Origin of the sequence: Flavobacterium chungangense LMG 26729, assembly GCF_000735715.2 — a bacterium.
GTDB classification, from domain to species: domain Bacteria; phylum Bacteroidota; class Bacteroidia; order Flavobacteriales; family Flavobacteriaceae; genus Flavobacterium; species Flavobacterium chungangense.
The window spans coordinates 14,714-33,091 of sequence record NZ_JASY01000019.1 but is presented as its reverse complement, the minus strand read 5'-3'; the positions used below and the strand labels follow the sequence as shown (position 1 = coordinate 33,091).

Sequence of the window (18,378 nt, the reverse complement as noted above, 5' to 3'; positions counted from 1 at the left end):
ACACATAGCTATGTGAATTTAGGCAAAATGAAATGCCTTTGAAGAATTTGAGAACTATGATTCCAGCTTGTACTGAGCGGAGTCGAAGTGTGTTTGAAAAATATACGAATCGTATTAAAATATCAAAAAATCAATGAAAAATACCATCATAACCTTCATGCTGCTGCTTAGTGCGGGCATGTTTGGGCAAATGTACAATCCGGTAAAATGGAGCACGTCTGTAGAGAAAATCTCAGATAAGGAATATGTTTTGAAAGCTCAGGCCGTAATACAATCCGGCTGGCATTTATATGGACAATATATCGAAGAAGGAGGTCCTTCGAGAACTGCTTTTAGTTTTAAAAATCCAAAGAAAAATTTCGAATTAATCGGTAAAACTACTGAGGAAAAAGGGCATGAGGTTCAGGATAAAATTTTCGACATGAAAATTAAATATTTTGAAGACAAAGCACTTTTTACACAAAAGATAAAATTTACTTCTGCTGATGTTTCTAATATCGCTGCCGAAGTTGAATTCATGGTCTGCGATGACAGCAATTGCCTGCCTCCGTCTTCAGAAGAGTTAGCATTTAAGATTCCGAATGTAACAAAAGTGGCTCTTGCTGAAGAAACTGTCGTAGTTAATAATGATACTGCAGTTACAGAAGATAAAACAGTTGTATCAACAGATAAAACAGTTTCAAAAGCGGTTGCTGGTCCGGTTAAGAAGCAGGAATCAAAAGGATTTTTGAGTATTTTTATCATTGCTTTTTTATCTGGTTTTGCGGCTTTATTGACACCTTGTGTTTTCCCGATGATTCCAATGACGGTAAGTTATTTTACCAAACAGAGTAAAACCAAAGCAGCCGGAATCAGAAATGCTGTGATTTACGGATTTTCAATCGTAGTTATTTATGTTTTATTGGGTTCTATTGTAACCGCAATTTTTGGTGCCGATTCATTGAATGCACTTTCTACAAATGTTTGGTTCAACCTGATTTTCTTTGTTTTATTGGTTGTTTTTGCAATCTCATTTCTGGGAGCTTTCGAAATTATGCTTCCAAATGCCTTGGCAAACAAAGTCGATTTGCAGGCAGACAGGGGAGGACTAATCGGGATTTTCTTTATGGCTCTGGCTTTGGCAATTGTATCATTCTCCTGTACAGGTCCAATTGTTGGGACACTGTTGGTTGAAGCGGCTTCAAAGGGAGGAATCGCACCAATTGTCGGAATGTTAGGATTCTCGATTGCCATTGCATTACCCTTTTCATTATTTGCTGCTTTCCCGGGCTGGCTGAATGCTTTGCCAAAATCAGGAGGCTGGTTAAATACTGTAAAAGTGGTTTTAGGATTTTTAGAATTGGCTCTGGCTTTTAAATTTTTATCCAATGCCGATTTGGTTTTACAATTGCATTGGCTGGAAAGGGAAGTTTTCCTAGCCATCTGGATTGCTGTTTTTGGAGCTTTGGCATTTTATTTATTCGGAAAAATTACGTTGCCGCATGATTCTCCGCTAAATCATATTTCAGTAGGGAGATTAAGTCTTGGATTGATTGTTTTAACTTTTACTATTTATCTGATTCCGGGACTTTGGGGTGCACCTTTGAAACTAATCAGCGGATTTCCTCCGGCAATGCATTACAGCGAATCTCCAAACGGAATTGGTGGTGGAAACACGGAAACAGTGAGTAAACAAACATTGCCAACAGGCGCAGAATTTGGTCCGCATAATATCATTACGTTTCATGATTATGATAAAGGGATGGAATTCGCTAGAAAGACTGGAAAGCCGGTTTTATTGGATTTTACAGGATATGCCTGCGTGAACTGTAGAAAAATGGAAGAACTGGTTTGGTCTGATTCAAAAGTTTTAGGCATTTTAAAAAATGATATCGTACTGATTTCACTATATGTGGATGATAAGAAAGACTTACCGGAAAGTGAGCAGTATGTTTCTGAAACTACAGGAAAAAAAATCAAAACGATTGGTAATAAATGGAGCGATCTTCAAATAAAGACTTATAAAGCCAATGCACAGCCTTTTTACGTAATCGTAGATCATAACAGTGCTAATTTGACAGAACCTTCTGCGTACAATCCTGATATTACAGCATATTACAGCTGGCTGCAGTCCGGAATCCGGAATTTTAAAAAGTAAATGCTTAAATAATAAATGAAAATGGAAATTACTTTAAAAACAACTGAATTAGAACAGCATTTTTCTACGTTTAGAGGAAATATAATAGGTGGGAACCATACTTTTGAATCGGTTTACGGGAAACAAAAATTATATTATGCCGACTGGATTGCCAGCGGAAGATTGTACATTCCGATTGAGGATATTATGCTTAATAAAGTAGGGCCGATGATTGCCAATACGCATTCTTTTTCAAGTGAAACCGGTAAAGCATCGACTTATGCTTATCAGTATGCAAGAGAATTGATTAAAAAACATGTGAATGCCAATGAATCCGATGTTTTGGTTACCACCGGAACCGGAATGACAGCAGTTTTAAATAAGTTACAGCGTATCATGGGATTGCGGTCTGCGGATAACATCTACAATGTAAAACTGAATTTTGATGCAGAAAGACCAGTGGTTTTTATCACGCACATGGAACATCATTCCAATCAGGTTCCGTGGTATGAAACCATTGCCGATGTGGTGATTCTGCCGGCAGGTGAAAACAATTTGGTTGATCCGAAAATACTCGAATCAGAACTTAAGAAATACGAAAGCAGAGTTTTAAAAATCGGTTCTTTTACGGCCTGTTCCAACGTTACCGGAATTATTACGCCGTATCATGAACTGGCAAAAATCATGCATCAGAACGGCGGTTTGTGTTTTGTTGATTTTGCAGCTTCTGCACCGTATGTTAGAATCGATATGCATCCAAAAGATCCCGAAGAGCAGTTGGATGCGATTTTCTTTTCGCCTCATAAATTTTTAGGCGGACCCGGAACCTGTGGGGTTTTGGTTTTTAATGAAAAGCTATATAAAGCTAATTTTCCGGATAATCCGGGCGGAGGAAATGTAAAATATACGAATCCGTGGGGCGGCTATGATTACAGTGATGCAATAGAAGTAAAAGAAGATGGCGGAACTCCGGGTTTTCTACAGGTGATGCGTACGGCTTTATGTCTCCAACTGAAAGAACAAATTGGAGTGGAGAACATCCAAAACAGAGAAAAAGAACTGCTGAATCTTTGTTTTTCAGAACTTCAAAAAATAGAGGGTTTATCCATTCTGGGTGATTTAAAAAGCGAGCGAATTGGCTGTGTTTCTTTTACGATTGAAAACATCCATTACAATTTAATCGTCCGACTTTTAAATGACCGTTTCGGAATCCAGGTTCGTGGTGGCTGGTCATGTGCCAGTACGTATGCGCATTATTTGTTTGATTTAGGTGAGGAAAAGTCTAAAAAGATGACCGAAGAACTTCTGCAGAAAAACCTAAGCAACAAACCGGGCTGGGTAAGAGTGTCGCTTCATCCCACACTGAAAGACGAAGAGCTGTTGTTTATTTGTAATGCCATTCAAAAAGTGGCACTTTGTTATGAAGAGTGGCAAAAAGAGTATCAGTATAATCCGTCAACAAATGAATTTGAAAATCTTATGGCAGAAGAAACGATTGCAGAAGATGTGAGAGATTGGTTTGTTTTATAAATAAGAACAGAAGCCTCCAAAATCATTTTGACTTTGGAGGCTTATTGTTTAAAACGGGACTTTGTTTAATTTTACTAAAATTTTACAACTATGATAACTTTTAGAAATGCTACTTTAAATGATCTTGATGTTATTACTGAAATTGAAAACATTTGTTTTCCGCCTAAAGAGGCAGCATCAAAAGAATCATTTACAAAAAGAATTCAAATCTATCCAGAGCATTTTTGGCTTCTGGAAGCTGAGGGAAAGTTAATTGGCTTTGTAAACGGAATGGTTACGAATCAAAATACCATAAGTGATACATTGTTTAGTGAAGCATCATTACACGATAAAAATGGTAAATGGCAAAGTGTTTTTGGGATTGCTGTGGCACCAGAATATCGCAATCAGGGCTATGCTGGCCAGCTTATGAATCATTTGATTATGCAGGCTAAAAAGGAAAGGCGTGACGGTGTTATCCTGACTTGTAAATCGCATTTAATTCAATATTATAAACGTTTTGGATTTGCTGATTTGGGCGTTTCCCAATCTGTTCATGGCGGAGAAGTCTGGCACGATATGACATTGATTTTTTAGAATGCATTCTAATAAAAGTAGCTCCAGAGTCAAATTGATTTTGGAGTTTTTTTTATACGAGTTTTAGATCATACAATTTTCATAAAAGTCTTCCAAATCCTTGTATTTCTTCAGATTGTAAATGAAATTAAAATTTCCGTGTACCAGCACGGTTCAGGATGGTTATTTTATTTTAATCGAATAAGTTTGTGACGACAAATGTTATAAAGAGTTCTTTTTAGCAAATTTTATTTACATATTGTCAATACTATTTTATTAATACTAAAACGATTAATTATGAATGAGGTCACGATTGATTGTGTTGTTTTCGGCTATGATAACGGAAGCCTTAAGGTGCTCTTATCTAAGGGGAATAAAGGAGTAGGGACAAAATGGGGGCTTATATCCGGAATTGCTAAGGATGCTAAAAAAGCAGATGAGACTGCCCTGGATTTACTGAATGAATTTGGTAATTTTGAAAATGTGTTCCTGAAACAGCTGACAGAGGGAGCCGGTACAAATTCTCAAACTTTAAGATATTACACGGTTATTAATATTGAAGATTATCGGGTAAAATTTGGTGTAGTTGATTTATACCAAAGATGGTTTATGATTACAGATGTACCTGATTTAATTCAGGATCACAATTTAATTTTAGATTATAGTTTGTATCAGTTAGAAAAATGTGTTCGTGAGTCTCCTGTTGATTTTAATCTTCTGCCGGAGAAATTTACGATATCAGAATTAATGAATCTTTATAAGGGAATTTTGGGCATAGAAACGGATAAGGATAGTTTTAGCAGAAAATTTTTAAAGCAAAAAGTAGTAGTGCCTTTGAAAGAAAAAAAAGAAAATGTTTCTGAGAAAGGAGATAAACTCTACAAATTTAATGCTGCTTTTTTCAACAAATGTGCTTCAAAGGATTTTGTTTTGGATTTTAAATAACCTAAATATAATCCTTTAAAATATAATCTCTTTTTGAAAACAGCTGCCCTAGTCCAGAAAGAAACGGTATCCTTTGACTGCTTTCTTTAAGCAGGCAAAGATATAGTGGATTGCTGGAATAGCTTCAGAAAAATAAAAAACCTTAGGAGTAATTTGTTTACCACTAAGGTCTTTTTATTTGTAATATTTTGAAACTATTTGTTTAATAAGATATTACCACGTAAATGGTAAATACCAATTGTTAACGTTCATTAGTTTAGAGCGTACTTCGTCTGCTTTACTATTTCCTTCGCTGCTCAGTTTTTGGTATACTTTTTCAGCTAAAAACGATGGGTCATTTCGGCGTAAAGCCACACGAACCAAATCTTCCCAACGGTTTCCTTCGTAAGCTAATTCTAATGCATCTTCCTGAATAATATTGTTTTCGGTCGTAATTATATCATCTCCAACTGCTCCGACAAATTTCATGAAAGCACGGCCACGAATTCCATCATTACGATGCCAGTTTCCTCTATAAAATGGATAATCCCCCATACGGGCATCGAAATCATACGGGAATGGCAATTTGGTTTGCTGTACATCAGTAACATCTGTAGGTGCAGGATTTGGAGTATAAGCCCTTCTTATGCCATTATTTAAAATGGCATACGCTACTTTTTGCTGGTTATCTCTGTTGGCAGCTTCTGCATAACGCAGATGCAATTTAGCTGCACGGTATAAAAACCATTGACCTTTTGTATTAGCAATTCCGGTTGTAGCTACTGCTTCACTGCTGTAAAGGTATTTCATAATTACGGGATCGCCATTTATAATATTATAGGTAAATTTTGGTCCACGGGCATCGTAAGGGATATCATTACTTTGTTTCTGACTGTCCCATAGGGCAATAGCTGTGTTGGATGGTTTGACTAGATAATCGCCATTTTTGCTGGAAAATAAACCGATAAATGGGTTTTTAGGAGCAAAATTATTTTCGAAAGGCAAAGACCAAATCCATTCTGTGTTCCACAATGCATCTCTGTCCCTGGCAAAAATGGATCTCCAGCCTTGTGTATTGCTATTGATTAAGGTTGTAGCGTCTTGTTCAGAATATCTTAAATAACCAACCGCTAAATCGTCATGTGTTGTAACCTCTGCAAATTTTACCCTGTAAGTATTATATAGTTCTGTGTCTGCACCTCCTTTAGTTCCGGTTTCCATAACATTTTTGTAATGTATAGCAGCAGCGTTGTAATTTCCTTTCCAAAGATGTAAATCACCCAGTAAACATTCTTTGTTGATAAAGAATTTTGCTGTATTGTAGCCGTCAATGTTAATTACCAAAGAACTTCCTGAAGCATATAAATCCTTATAAGGCAAATTTTCGGTAAATAAAATCAATTGATCTAATAATTGATTAAATGATATGCGGGGATATTTAGAAATGTTTTTTGCATCTTCTATTGTTTCAATAGGTTCTGTGATGTAAGGAATGTTTCCATAGTGAATTCCTAACTGAAGATAAACCCAGCTGCGAATTGCTCCCACATCAGAGTAACGCTGGTCATACTGTTCCTGAGTAAAACGCTTTTTTTCGAGCATCATATCGAAATTTTTAAGCACATTATTACAGTTTTGAATCACCACAAAAAAATCTTTAGGATTGGCATACGGGTTGTCAGCTGAAACATTATGTTCTGAAATTTCTTTAAGGTATGGACTTGAATTTCTGGTTGTTGTCATCAGGTCAGCACGCATTTCATTCAAAATAACGTTTTTCTCTGCAAGTGCCATAAATTTTCCGTAAACCCCCATTACAGCGGCATCAGCATCATATATATTACGATACATTTGCTCTTCAATAAGCTTGTCTTCAGGCTGCACATCCAGATAGTCAGAGCAGGAATTCAGGCTAAATGTTAGAGCCAGTATTCCTAATAGAATGCTTTTTTTTGTTTTTATACTAATTGTCATCATCTGTATTCTTATCTAAGTGTAAAATAATTAAAGGCCTAAACGTAATCCTAATTGAAAACTTGTAAACTGAGGTGCTAATCCGATATCTGCACCCTGACCAAATATAGATGAGGTCGCACTGAATTCTGGATCATAGCCCAGATAATCTGTCAGTGTAAACAAGTTATTGGCAGTAGCATAAATTTTTATGGCTTTTATATAATTCATTTTTTCGACATTAAAATCATAACCCAATACTAAAGTTTTTAACCTTAAGTAAGAACCGTCTTCGATCCATCGGTCAGAAAAACTGGCATTTCCCATAGGATCTCCCCATGTAGCTTTTGGTATATCAGTTTGTTGTCCCTCGGCTCTCCAGCGGTTTGCTATAGCAGTACTTTGGTTTTCGTATCCACTCATCTTTTCAAGGTTGTAGCGTACCCCATTATAAAGGTCGTTTCCTACTGAAAAAGTAAATAGTCCCTGTAGGCTGAAGCGTTTATAGGTAAAATTAGTTGTAATGCTTCCTGTTAAATCCGGGTTTGGATTACCAATTATCATACGGTCTTTATCATCAATTACTTTATCACCGTTTGTGTCTGTAAACCGCATATCTCCACCGGCAAAAGGAACTAATTGACCATTACTTAAACGTTTTGAAAATCCGTCAGCGTTGGCATCTGCAGTAGTAGAATATACACCATTAGTTTTTAAACCATAAAATAAATTAGCATCATTTCCTACTGAGGTAATATATGTCGCTCCACCAAACTGAGTCAGGATATCACCATTTGGAAGGGTTTGTACCTTATTTTTATATGTGGCTAAATTCAGTCCAAAATCAAAAGTAAAATCTGGCGAGCTTATTACACGGCTATTCAAAGATAATTCTGCCCCTAAAGTTTTCATTTGACCACTGTTTGAAACTACATAATCAAAACCGGTTACATTGCTAACAGATTCATAAACAATCATGTCCTCTGTTTTCTTTCTGTAAAAATCCATAGAAAGATTAATACGTTCATTAAACAAACCTAAGTCAGCACCAACATTAAATTTTTTAACGGTTTCCCACTGCAGGTTTGGATTTCCAATATTACCACTTACCAAACCTTGTACACCCAATAAGTTTTGTGAAACATAATATTTTTGAGCTGTAAAATTTCCGATATCGTCATTACCGCCTTCACTGATTGTTCCTCTCAATTTTAAATAATCAATGGTTTTTGAATTTTTCATGAAATTTTCAGCAGAAACCATCCATGCTCCTGTTATAGCCGTCATAAGAGAGAACTTATTATTCCCGTTCTCTTTATCTCCAAAACGGCTTGAACCATCAACCGCATAACTGGTTGTCAGGAAGTATTTATTATGGTAATTGTAATTTGCACTGGCATATATGTTTAGCCAATTCCATTCTCCTAAAGCTCCTCCAACCTGGCGCAATAGGTTAGATCCGGCTCCTACGCTTGTAAAATCATCAGTAGCAGAATTGTATCCCAAACCTAAATCACTTTCAGAATGATTACTTTGTGTTCTAAAACCAAAACGAGCATCTACTTGCTGATCATCCTTAAATTTCTTAAAGTAATTGGCGTAAGTATCAGTATAAATGCTGTTTAAAATTTGTACCTCACTACCGGAACGGTTTTTTGCTATGGCAGTAGGCAGAATAACATCGGCTACTCCTTTGTCCGGAATAAAGAAAATTTCGCGCTCTTTGTTATAAGTAAGTCCAAAAAGGGTATTTAAATTCCATGTATTATTGATTGTATATCTAAAATTCAGGTTTCCAAAGAAACGATAGTTTTTGTTGGTTCCAATTCCGTCATTTAGTATTGCTCTTGGATTGCTGACATTAAAATCATCCGTATCTGCCAGGTTTGGAGAAACATTTCCGGCATCATCTATAGCATTGGCTGCTAAAAAAGGTGCTTTTGTAAGACCCAGATAAATTGGACTAGTTTTGTAAGCAAATCCCTGATCTCTCTGTTCCTGAAGATTATTGATAAAAGACATGTTGGCATCTACATAAAGCTTTTCAGTTAAACGCAAAGCTGCATTTAAACGGGTGCTGTAACGTTTTGATTCGGTGTTTTCAACAATTCCCTGATTATTAAGATATCCTACAGACAAACCATATTTTGCAATATCATCCCCTCCACGCACTTTAAGGAAATAGTTTTGGCTAACACTCGACTTGAAAATTTTATCCTGCCAGTTGGTTTCATTATGATATTTGTAATATCCCGGAAGCAGAGGATTGTCATTCATGTAAGGAAGAGCTGCAATTTGATCTTGCGAAAGTCCACGGGTAGCTTCTAACTGCGAAATATGCGTACGGTAGGCATCTGCACCCATAACAGGCAATTGGTCAGGTGTCTGATTGGCACTCCCGTACATCGTAAAATCAATTTTTGTAGTCAGTTCTGTCGGACGCGTGGTATTGATAATAAGTACACCGTTAGCTCCTTTGGCTCCATACAGCGCACTGTCATCTTTAAGGACAGTGATATTTTCAATGTCTTTTACGTCCAGATTATCCAAAGGAGAGGAAGAGTTGTTTTGTATAATTCCGGAACCATAATCTTCATCGTCATAAATCATTCCGTCAACAATAATCAACGGTTTATTTGTTCCATACAAAGAAGTAAAACCGCGAAGGTTTAAATAAGCCCCTGATCCCGGAACTCCGGATCTTCTAATACTGTTAAGACCGGCTACTCTTCCCTGAAGAAAATCGCCAACAGACTCTTTAATGGGACTGGACCATTGATTGGTTTTAAAATTAACCACATTTACCGCTTTGGTGCTTCCGTACTGGAATTCAGTTCCGGTAGGTAAATTGGCTATTTGGTAAATAGGAGAATAATACGCTTCGTACAAAAATATTTCTAAATCTGAATTTCTGTTTTTAAGAGGAAAGACTTTGGTTTGGAATTCCTGTCCGCTTATAGTCAACAGCGCTTGTAAATCAGGTACATTGATTTCAAAACTACCGTCATCATTGGTAATGGCTGCAGAAAAGTCTTTAACTACTACATTTATCCCTGATAAACCTGCTTTAGTTTTGGCATCTTTAACAATACCTTTTACTATTATTCCCTTTTTTATTTTAGGAGCAGTTACAGTAGTTGCAGTTGAATCCTGAACGTTTTGAGCATATAGGGATACACTAAGGCTTCCGGCAAAGAAGATGCTTATTGCACAGGTTAGTTGTAAATTTTTTAACATATCTATTTTTATAAAATATTATTTAACGACAGGAACAAATTTTAAATAATCAAGGATCATGGTGTTATTACCTACTGTAGTTGTATTGGCTCCAAAAAGAGTAATCTTGTCTATGTCCTGAGCGTTTGTTAAGGTGAATTCTCCTAAATATACATCAGTGTAAACTCCTATTTCAACGTTTTTAAAACCGAAATTTTTAATAGCTTCATCCGGATAATTCACATTATCTCTTATGACAGTTCCTACAATTAACCTTTGCTGAAAAACAGTAGCATTTGAACTGTAATTGTTAATATTAACAGCTCTCCAGTATACATCGTATTTAGTACTAAATAAATCGGTTGCTTTGTAATTCAGCTGAAATAATGTTGCTCCAGAATTATATACCATAACATCTTTGAAAAAAATGTTGTTGAGATCCTTTTGTTCACGGTAAAAAATCTTGCTGCGTAGGTTAGATGGGGCGAAAGAAGTATTATTTTCTCCTTCTATTTTAGTAGTAACTAAGCGATCAGTCAACGGAACATCTACTTTTTTCATGCGGTAAACGATTCCATTACTCAAGACAACAGGTTCTCCCACAATTTGGGTTTTGTCTATCTCTACTTTCACTCCAAAACGGGTAGTTAAAGTTAATTTGTCCGGTAATTCATTTGGCATATACGCTTTAGGAAAAACCATATCCCTCACCGTGAAATAGCTGGAATATGTTGTGGTAGAATCTGCAGTAGATTTATTTAGATACGGTCTGAGTTTATCTACTTCAGCATTATAACCTTCATCTTCAATTAAAAATAGTGTGTAAGAGTTCTTTTCGTTGTTTACATTGTATACATTTTTTAAAAAAGAATTACTTAAGGAATCTGCAAGCACCCCAGGTACAGCATTTTCTTTTGCAGTAATGTCAGAATCGTAAATGTTTAATTCATTTAAGCTTACCAGATAATTACTCATTGAAGAAGAAGCTGTTTGCGAATTGATGTATTCCCAAATATTCTTTTTTGGTGCAAGTGAACGGTTGATAATATGAAAAACACCATTTGCAGCATATTTATCGGCGGTAACAATAGTGGCATCACCAATTGTTGCATTACCTTTAAATAGCAAATATTTAGAACCCAGCATTTTAATTTTTTCTGAGGCATCTTTCCTTATAGAAGAATAGGCTGTTAGTGCAATATGGTTTTGTACAAAAGCAGTAACCTTTTCAGGAGTATTTAATAGCGAAGCGTCAACCTGAGTCATGGCTTCATTTGTAGGAGTAAAAACAGTATAAGTTTTTGAGCCCGACAAAATTTTGTCATAACCTGATTGTACTAACAATTCTGCAAACTTTGATGTTTCCGGGTTGCTCGCGATGGCTTCGCTAAGAGTGATATTTAGGTTGTCATCTCCATTATTTTCCCGGTCTGACCATGGATCAGAACACGAAAATAATGCTAATGTCACAATGCCAGCAAAAAGTTTTTTATTAATTAATTTTGATATGGTCATTTTTAGATGATTAAAATTTTGATTAGAATGCTTTTCAATTGCTTGTGTGATTATTACTCCACAAAACCTTCTCCTCCAGATTGAAGTCTAGGATACAGTTGATCCATATTTATTGGTCGGAATTCCACGACATCCATCCATGCAGTATCTCCAGGATTAGAAAGTGATTCAAAAGTGATAGTATGTCTTCCGGTTGTTTGTACATCGATAACACCGCAAAGCCTGCTGTTGAACCTATTGGTAAATGGACTAATGTGGCTTTTATAGCCTTGTGATTCCAATACTCTTTCGTCAATATTATTAACACCCTGCTCCTGAAAGTTAATCAGCCTTGGCAATGCAACACCATCAAAATAAGCTCTAACTGTTGGGTTTTTAGCGCTTTTCCATCTGTAAGATACCCAAACTTTGTATTTACCTTTTATAATGACCGGTGTTTTAAAAGCAATATTTTGAGTATTACCATTTCTAAAACGGAATATTTCAATTACATCCCCTTTCCATGCGCGATCCTGATAGCTGGAACTTCCTTTAGCAGCACAAACATAAGTAAGGGCATCAACACCATCCCAGGTTACTTCTGTAAAAAGTGATTTGGCAAGCGATACATAATTACCCGGTTTTCTAAAAACAGCACTCAGTTTTCTGAATTCCGGTTGGTCACCCAAGTCAAAATAAACCGGAGCCGGGTTTCTTTTTTTGATAAAGAAGTTCTGTTCAACAGTATGAACCACTCCGTTTGAAGTTGTTACATCACTTCCTGTACGGTTTACCGGAATTCCTTTTTCTAAAACACCATTAAAAGTTTCCTCGTTTAGTAAAATTTTACCTGTAGCCAGTTTTACGCTAATTACTTCCAGTGGTGCTTTGGTTTCAAGTGATGGAGAAACAGCTAAATCAGCTAAGTATTGAAGTTTTGGTAAAACACGGTAGCTTACAAAGAGATTCAGACTGTCCTCAGGATTTAAAGGATCGTTTAGATGACTGTATTTTGCTTTTAAATCAGCAAGACTATTGATACCGGCTGCTTTGAATACTTCATTTGTTTCTGTTAATACAGTCAAATGTCCTGAAAGTGTTGTTTTTCCTTCAACAGTAGTTGAAGTTAACGGCATATTTAATTTGTCATACCATCCGGTTGCTTTTAAAGCTTCGGTAAATAATGAAAGCGATTGATCAGCTTCAATAGTCTGGGCCAAAGTTTTATCGGCAACACGCAATACTTTGTCTATTATATGGATTATCCCGTTTCCTACTTTTACATTTGAAGACATAATCCTTGATGTCTTGTTAACAGTGATGCTTGAAATTCCGCCAACATTGGCAGCCCCGGTAATAATAAATTGTCCTTGCTGGCTCGGAGTTGCAATTTTACCATCAGTAAATGCTGTAGTAGCTACTTCCTGATCAAGAATATGCAGTTTTACAAGTTCTTTTAAATCTTCTAATGGTACGTCTTTTACAGCAGCTGCACCAACATCAGTTAAATAGTTTTTTATCGCATTGTTGCTTGGCAGGAATAAAGTGTAGGTACCATAAGTATTCATGAATGAAGAATAGTTAGTAAGTTCTAACATTTCCAGGAACATAGAATATTCATCATTTTGTCTTAAAAAATCAGTAATGTTTACCGTTTCATCAGTACGTTCATTGATTTTTTCAGAAGTACAGTTAAGAAATGCCAGGGTTAAAAAAACCACTAAAGTAAGTCTCATCAATTTTAGGAATGCAGCGTATCTTTTCATGACTTAATTATTTATAAAATGGATTTTGAACAAGTGCTTTATTAGTATATAATTCGTATTCATTAATAGGTAAATAATGACTATTTGGATCCTCAAGTTTAGCTATAATAGATTGCTGCTGATCTGCCGGAGCGCTAATCAGTGCCATACTAATCAATAAATCTAAACGCTCATAATTATTTCTTCTGGCATTTCGCAGAACATCAAACCATCTCTTTCCTTCATAAGCAAATTCGCGGGCACGCTCTGCTAAAATATAATCAGTCATTTCTGATTTGCTTGTAGTAGTCACGGTTTGTGAAGTTGAACTGATGGCTTTGCGTTTGGTACGGATATCATCGATAATAATAAGGGCTTTATCTCCTTCTCCTAATTGCGTTAAAGCTTCTGCTTTTAAAAGTAAAACATCTGAATATCTGTATACAAACCAATGTGTGTCAGATTCTTGTGGAGTTTTAAAATCATTATTGTTAAGTCCGGTGTATTTATAGATAAAATTAAGTCCGGGAACCAAAGCGCATCTTTCACCTCTTACATCCCTGTTCAACGGATTGTTAAAGTCAATACCAAATACATCCTCTATCACATGTGGAGCTGCCAGGAATTCCGGTCTTTGAAAAAACATGTCGTAAAAAGGATTAAGGTTTTGTTTCGTGTATTGAAACTCAAAAATGCTTTCAGTGGTATTTCCAACAGCAAATACATTGTTGAACCAGCTATTGGAAGCAGGAATTAATTCAAATTTACCTGAATCAGTCACTTTAGTCGCAGCAGCCAGGGCTTCGGCGTATTTATCCATCCAAAGATAAACATCAGCCTGCATAGCATTAATTGTATAAACTGTAATTCTTCCTTTATTAGAAGCGGCATTTCCATAATCGACAACGGCATACTCTTCAGCTAAAATAAGGTCTTTGATAACTTGTGCAAAAATTTCATTTTGTGGTGTTTTTGCTATTTGAAAATTATCCTTGTCAGAAAGTGTTGCAGTCAGTTTAAGAGGTACATCCTTAAAAGTACGGGCCAGGGTAAAATACATATAGGCTCTGATGGCTAAAGCCTCAGAAAGAAAATTGTTCAATTGTGTTTGTGTCAAAGTTGGATCACTATTTCTTACAGCAGGGGCGAGTTCAATAACAGTGTTACAGTAATTGATAACACGGTAAAATGCGGACCAGCTTGTCAAATCGTTCGATGACAGGATATTTGAAGTTGTAATATCTCTTTGTTCCTCTGTAATATTTCCTCCCGGAGTTATCATATCGGCTCTGATTTCTCCATACATAAACAAGTATTCACTGATATTATAATCGGTTCCCCCTGTTGGAATTTGCGCTCCAGGAGGTCTTTTTAATAATGAAGAATAGATTCCTATAACGGCAGCCTGGATGTCTTCTTTAGTTTTCCAGAATTCCTCACGTACGATTCCGTCTTCAGGTTTTAAATCTAAATAATTGTCACACGATGTTGCAGTAACAAAAATTAGAAGGATTGCTATTGTAGATTTTATTGTAGTTCGCATAAATCAATTTTTTTATTTAGAAACGTGTTGTAATACCTAATGATACACGACTTGTAGGAGGAGTTCTGGAGTTGTCAATAGCAATTCCGAATGGATCTCCGGCTTTCATACTCACTTCAGGATCTTGACCTCTATAGTTTGTCCATGTATATAAATTGTCTGCAGTTACATAAGTTCTTATTTCATCCATTCTTAAACTTTTTAATAGTTTTTTTCCAAAAGAATAACTAAAAGTAACCGAACGAAGGCGAAGGAAAGAAGCATCTTCTACATATCGGTCAGATCCTAACCAGTTATACCCTGCTCCGTAAATTGCTCTTGGCATTTCGGTTACATCACCAGGATTACGCCATCTCGATAATGTTGCCGTACTTTGATTACCCCATCCATACATGTTGGTTGTGGTCATATCCGTTCCGTTTACAATATCATAATTCATACGAAAGTTAAAGAACAGTAATAATTTGAACTGGTTGTTAAAAATTATATTTGGTCCAAATCCACCAGTAAATTTAGGGTTGCTGTTTCCTAAATATACCACATCACGACTGTCTATGTTACCATCTTTATTGATGTCCTCATAAATAGCATCACCAGGTTGAAAAGTATAGTCGGTATTTGGATAATTAAAACGCATATATACCGTTTGTCCATTTGGACCTGTAATTACATTTCCATTTGCATCTCTTGCCAGAGTTGCTTCCTTGTCAGTATAAACTCCTTTGAATTTATATCCGTAGAAAGATCCAAAAGGGCTGTCTTTTTGAAGAAAACGTTTGTATTCTCCATTACGATCCGTATTTCCACTTTCATTAGGGAAGTATGGAGAAATTTCACGAATCATATTTTCATTGCTGGCAATGTTAAAATTGAATTCTACTTTCCACTTACCAGATTTAATTGGTGTAGTAAAAAGACCTAATTCCCATCCCTGGTTGTCCATAGTCCCAACATTCTGATCCATTTTGCTGTATCCTGAAACGGTGGTGATATCAAGATCCAGGAAAATCATGTCTTTTGTGGTGTTTCTGTAAAATTCTGCATCCAGTATAACACGCTTATTAAACATTTGAAGATTGAATCCTAAATTTTTTCCAATTAAAGTTTCCCAGCGGAAGTTACTCAGTTGAATATTTTGAGGATATACACCGTTAAGTCCTAAGTATTCTGTGCTGTAATTTCCATACACATTAAAATAAAGGTAATCATACCTGGGAGCTTTTCCTGATTGTCCATAACTAAGTCTTAAACTAAGGTCGTCAATCCAGCTCACATTTTTCATAAAAGATTCTCCCGAAATCCTCCAACGGGCAGATGCCGAAGGAAATAAGCCGTATCTGTTTTCCTGACCAAATCTTGAATTACCATCTGCACGTAAACCTACGTTTAGAATATAACGGTCTAATAAACCATATTGAGCATTCAATAAACTACCAACAGTTCTTGTCTGGCTATTACTGGTATATAAATTTAATTCTGAATTTTGTGTTCTTGACGGATTGGATGGATCTGTAAGTAAAGATGATGCTGTGTTCGAGGTAATTACCTGATGTGACTCGTAACGGGAATCATTCGATTGTAAAGATAAAAGTACCGATAAATTTTGTTTTTCACCAAGATCAGGGGTGTAAATGAAATTGGTCTTGGTCGTTATATTAGCCATATCAACATCCACATCAGAAGCTCTGTTGACTACTGTTTCTGTAATTGGACGGCCTGTAGCATTTTGAGGCAGAAAAGATTTCGCTTTTGTACTGTTAAAATCAAATTGTAAATCAAATGTTGAGATTAATTTTTTTGGTATAATATCAACATTGATGTTAAAATGGGGTACTACTCTGTCACTTACCTGATTGTTAGTAGCAAATTCCGCCATAGCAACAGGATTATAAGTGCTTGGGTATCCTCCCTGAACGTTTTGGGCCGGAGAGAAATAGTTAGGAGTAAGAACTCCGGATTGATCATATTCAAAAATTCCCATGTTTGGCATTTTTCCGTAGGAAACACTTCTAAGTAAATCCTTGTCAGTACCCGAAAAATTATTGACATAATTACGGTCTGTACTGGAGTGTGTATACGCTATATCAGTTTTAAAACGAATACGGTCTGAAACTACATAATCTAAATTTAAACGAGTACTGATTCGTTCAAAGCCAGTACCTATAGTTACTCCTTTAGAGTTGTAATACCCTACCGAGCTGAAATATCTTGCTCTTTGTCCACCGCCTTGTAAAGAAAGGTTGTGATCGTGTATAAGACCAATTTGAGATATTGCTTTTGTCCAGTCGGTATTGTTACTATAGTTTTTGTAATAATAAACCTCCTGAGGGTCGTATTGAAATTCTTTAATATTTTGTGTGTTTAAAGGCACACCGTTTCGGTTCATGAATTCTTCCGGAATCAATTGTGAGTATTGATCTCCGTTTAACATCGGAATTGCATCAGGAACTTTTGAACGAGTACCTACAAAAGTGTAGCTAATTTTTGGAGCACTGATTCCACCACGCTTCGTATTGATGATAATAACACCACCTGCTGCGCGTGACCCCCATAAAGCAGTTGCTGCTGCATCCTTATCGATGGTGATGGTATCAATATCCGAAGGAGCAATATTTAGTAATGCTGCATAACCATCATCATCAGCAGTACCAAAGTTAAAATCTGCCGGGATAGAAGTTTCATAAGGCATTCCGTCAACAACGATTAATGGGCTTGAAGATCCTGAAATTGAAGAAGCTCCCCTGATTTTAATCTGCATTCCTGCACCAGGGTCACCACTTGATGAAATAATATCCACACCTGCAATACGTCCTTGTAATTGCTCATCAATAGAAGCAGCCTGAGAGTTAGCTATATCTGCTGCTTTAATAGTAACAGAGCTGGTTGTTTTATTTCTATCGGCAATGTTAAGTAGTCCGGTTTCTACCTTTTTTTGTCCTGTAACTACAACGTTGTCCAAAGAAGTTATAGTAGAAACTAAAGCAATTTTTATTGTGGTTTTGCCGTTAACAGAAACCACTTTCGATTTATATCCAATAGTTGAAATTAATAATTTATTATTTGGGTTTTTTAGATGTATTGCAAAATTTCCGTCTATGTCAGATAAAACACCTCCAACGGTACGATTTTCTGAGTCCTGTTCAACGATAGTAGCTGAAGGAATTGGTAAATTATCACTTGAGTCGACAATCTGACCACGCACTAAGGCATTTTTAGAATCCTGAGCCAATGACGGCAGTGCTGCCAGAATAATCAAAGCAAATGAAAAACGGTAAAGTAAATTGGTTAGATTTTGTTTCATT

10 protein-coding genes are annotated in these 18,378 nt (G+C 36.2%); 4 read left to right on the top strand and 6 right to left on the bottom strand.

What is annotated here, in order from left to right:
* Positions 1-133 precede the first annotated feature (133 nt).
* The 4 genes from JE46_RS20780 (at position 134) to JE46_RS20765 (ending at position 5,146) form a co-directional block, all read left to right on the top strand.
* Positions 134-2,137 (top strand): protein-disulfide reductase DsbD family protein, encoded by a 2,004-nt coding sequence (locus JE46_RS20780; RefSeq protein WP_031457213.1) that lies wholly within the window; start codon positions 134-136, stop codon positions 2,135-2,137.
* A gap of 21 nt (positions 2,138-2,158) precedes the next feature.
* Positions 2,159-3,646 (top strand): aminotransferase class V-fold PLP-dependent enzyme, encoded by a 1,488-nt coding sequence (locus tag JE46_RS20775; protein WP_236010638.1) that lies wholly within the window; start codon positions 2,159-2,161, stop codon positions 3,644-3,646.
* A 90-nt stretch (positions 3,647-3,736) separates the two neighbouring features.
* Positions 3,737-4,222, top strand: coding sequence for a GNAT family N-acetyltransferase (locus tag JE46_RS20770; protein ID WP_031457211.1), 486 nt, complete (start codon positions 3,737-3,739; stop codon positions 4,220-4,222).
* 276 nt (positions 4,223-4,498) lie between these two features.
* Positions 4,499-5,146: an NrtR DNA-binding winged helix domain-containing protein gene (locus JE46_RS20765; protein ID WP_051872966.1), complete on the top strand. Its 648-nt coding sequence runs from the start codon at positions 4,499-4,501 to the stop codon at positions 5,144-5,146.
* Between the two features lie 213 nt (positions 5,147-5,359).
* Here the strand turns inward: JE46_RS20765 and JE46_RS20760 are convergent, their stop codons facing one another.
* From JE46_RS20760 to JE46_RS20735, 6 genes are read right to left on the bottom strand one after another with little or no spacing between them, the layout of a single operon-like run.
* Entirely contained in the window at positions 5,360-7,102 is a 1,743-nt protein-coding gene (locus JE46_RS20760) for a RagB/SusD family nutrient uptake outer membrane protein (protein WP_031457209.1), read from the bottom strand.
* A gap of 27 nt (positions 7,103-7,129) precedes the next feature.
* On the bottom strand, positions 7,130-10,315 hold the full coding sequence (locus tag JE46_RS20755) for a SusC/RagA family TonB-linked outer membrane protein (protein WP_031457208.1): 3,186 nt from the start codon (positions 10,313-10,315) through the stop codon (positions 7,130-7,132).
* An 18-nt stretch (positions 10,316-10,333) separates the two neighbouring features.
* Positions 10,334-11,809, bottom strand: a complete 1,476-nt coding sequence (locus JE46_RS20750) for a fasciclin domain-containing protein (protein WP_031457207.1) — start codon at positions 11,807-11,809, stop codon at positions 10,334-10,336.
* A 53-nt stretch (positions 11,810-11,862) separates the two neighbouring features.
* Positions 11,863-13,554, bottom strand: coding sequence for a fasciclin domain-containing protein (locus tag JE46_RS20745; protein ID WP_031457206.1), 1,692 nt, complete (start codon positions 13,552-13,554; stop codon positions 11,863-11,865).
* 7 nt (positions 13,555-13,561) lie between these two features.
* Complete coding sequence (locus JE46_RS20740) at positions 13,562-15,076, bottom strand: RagB/SusD family nutrient uptake outer membrane protein (RefSeq protein WP_031457205.1); 1,515 nt, start codon at positions 15,074-15,076, stop codon at positions 13,562-13,564.
* A gap of 16 nt (positions 15,077-15,092) precedes the next feature.
* Entirely contained in the window at positions 15,093-18,377 is a 3,285-nt protein-coding gene (locus tag JE46_RS20735) for a SusC/RagA family TonB-linked outer membrane protein (protein ID WP_031457204.1), read from the bottom strand.
* Position 18,378: the final 1 nt, after the last annotated feature.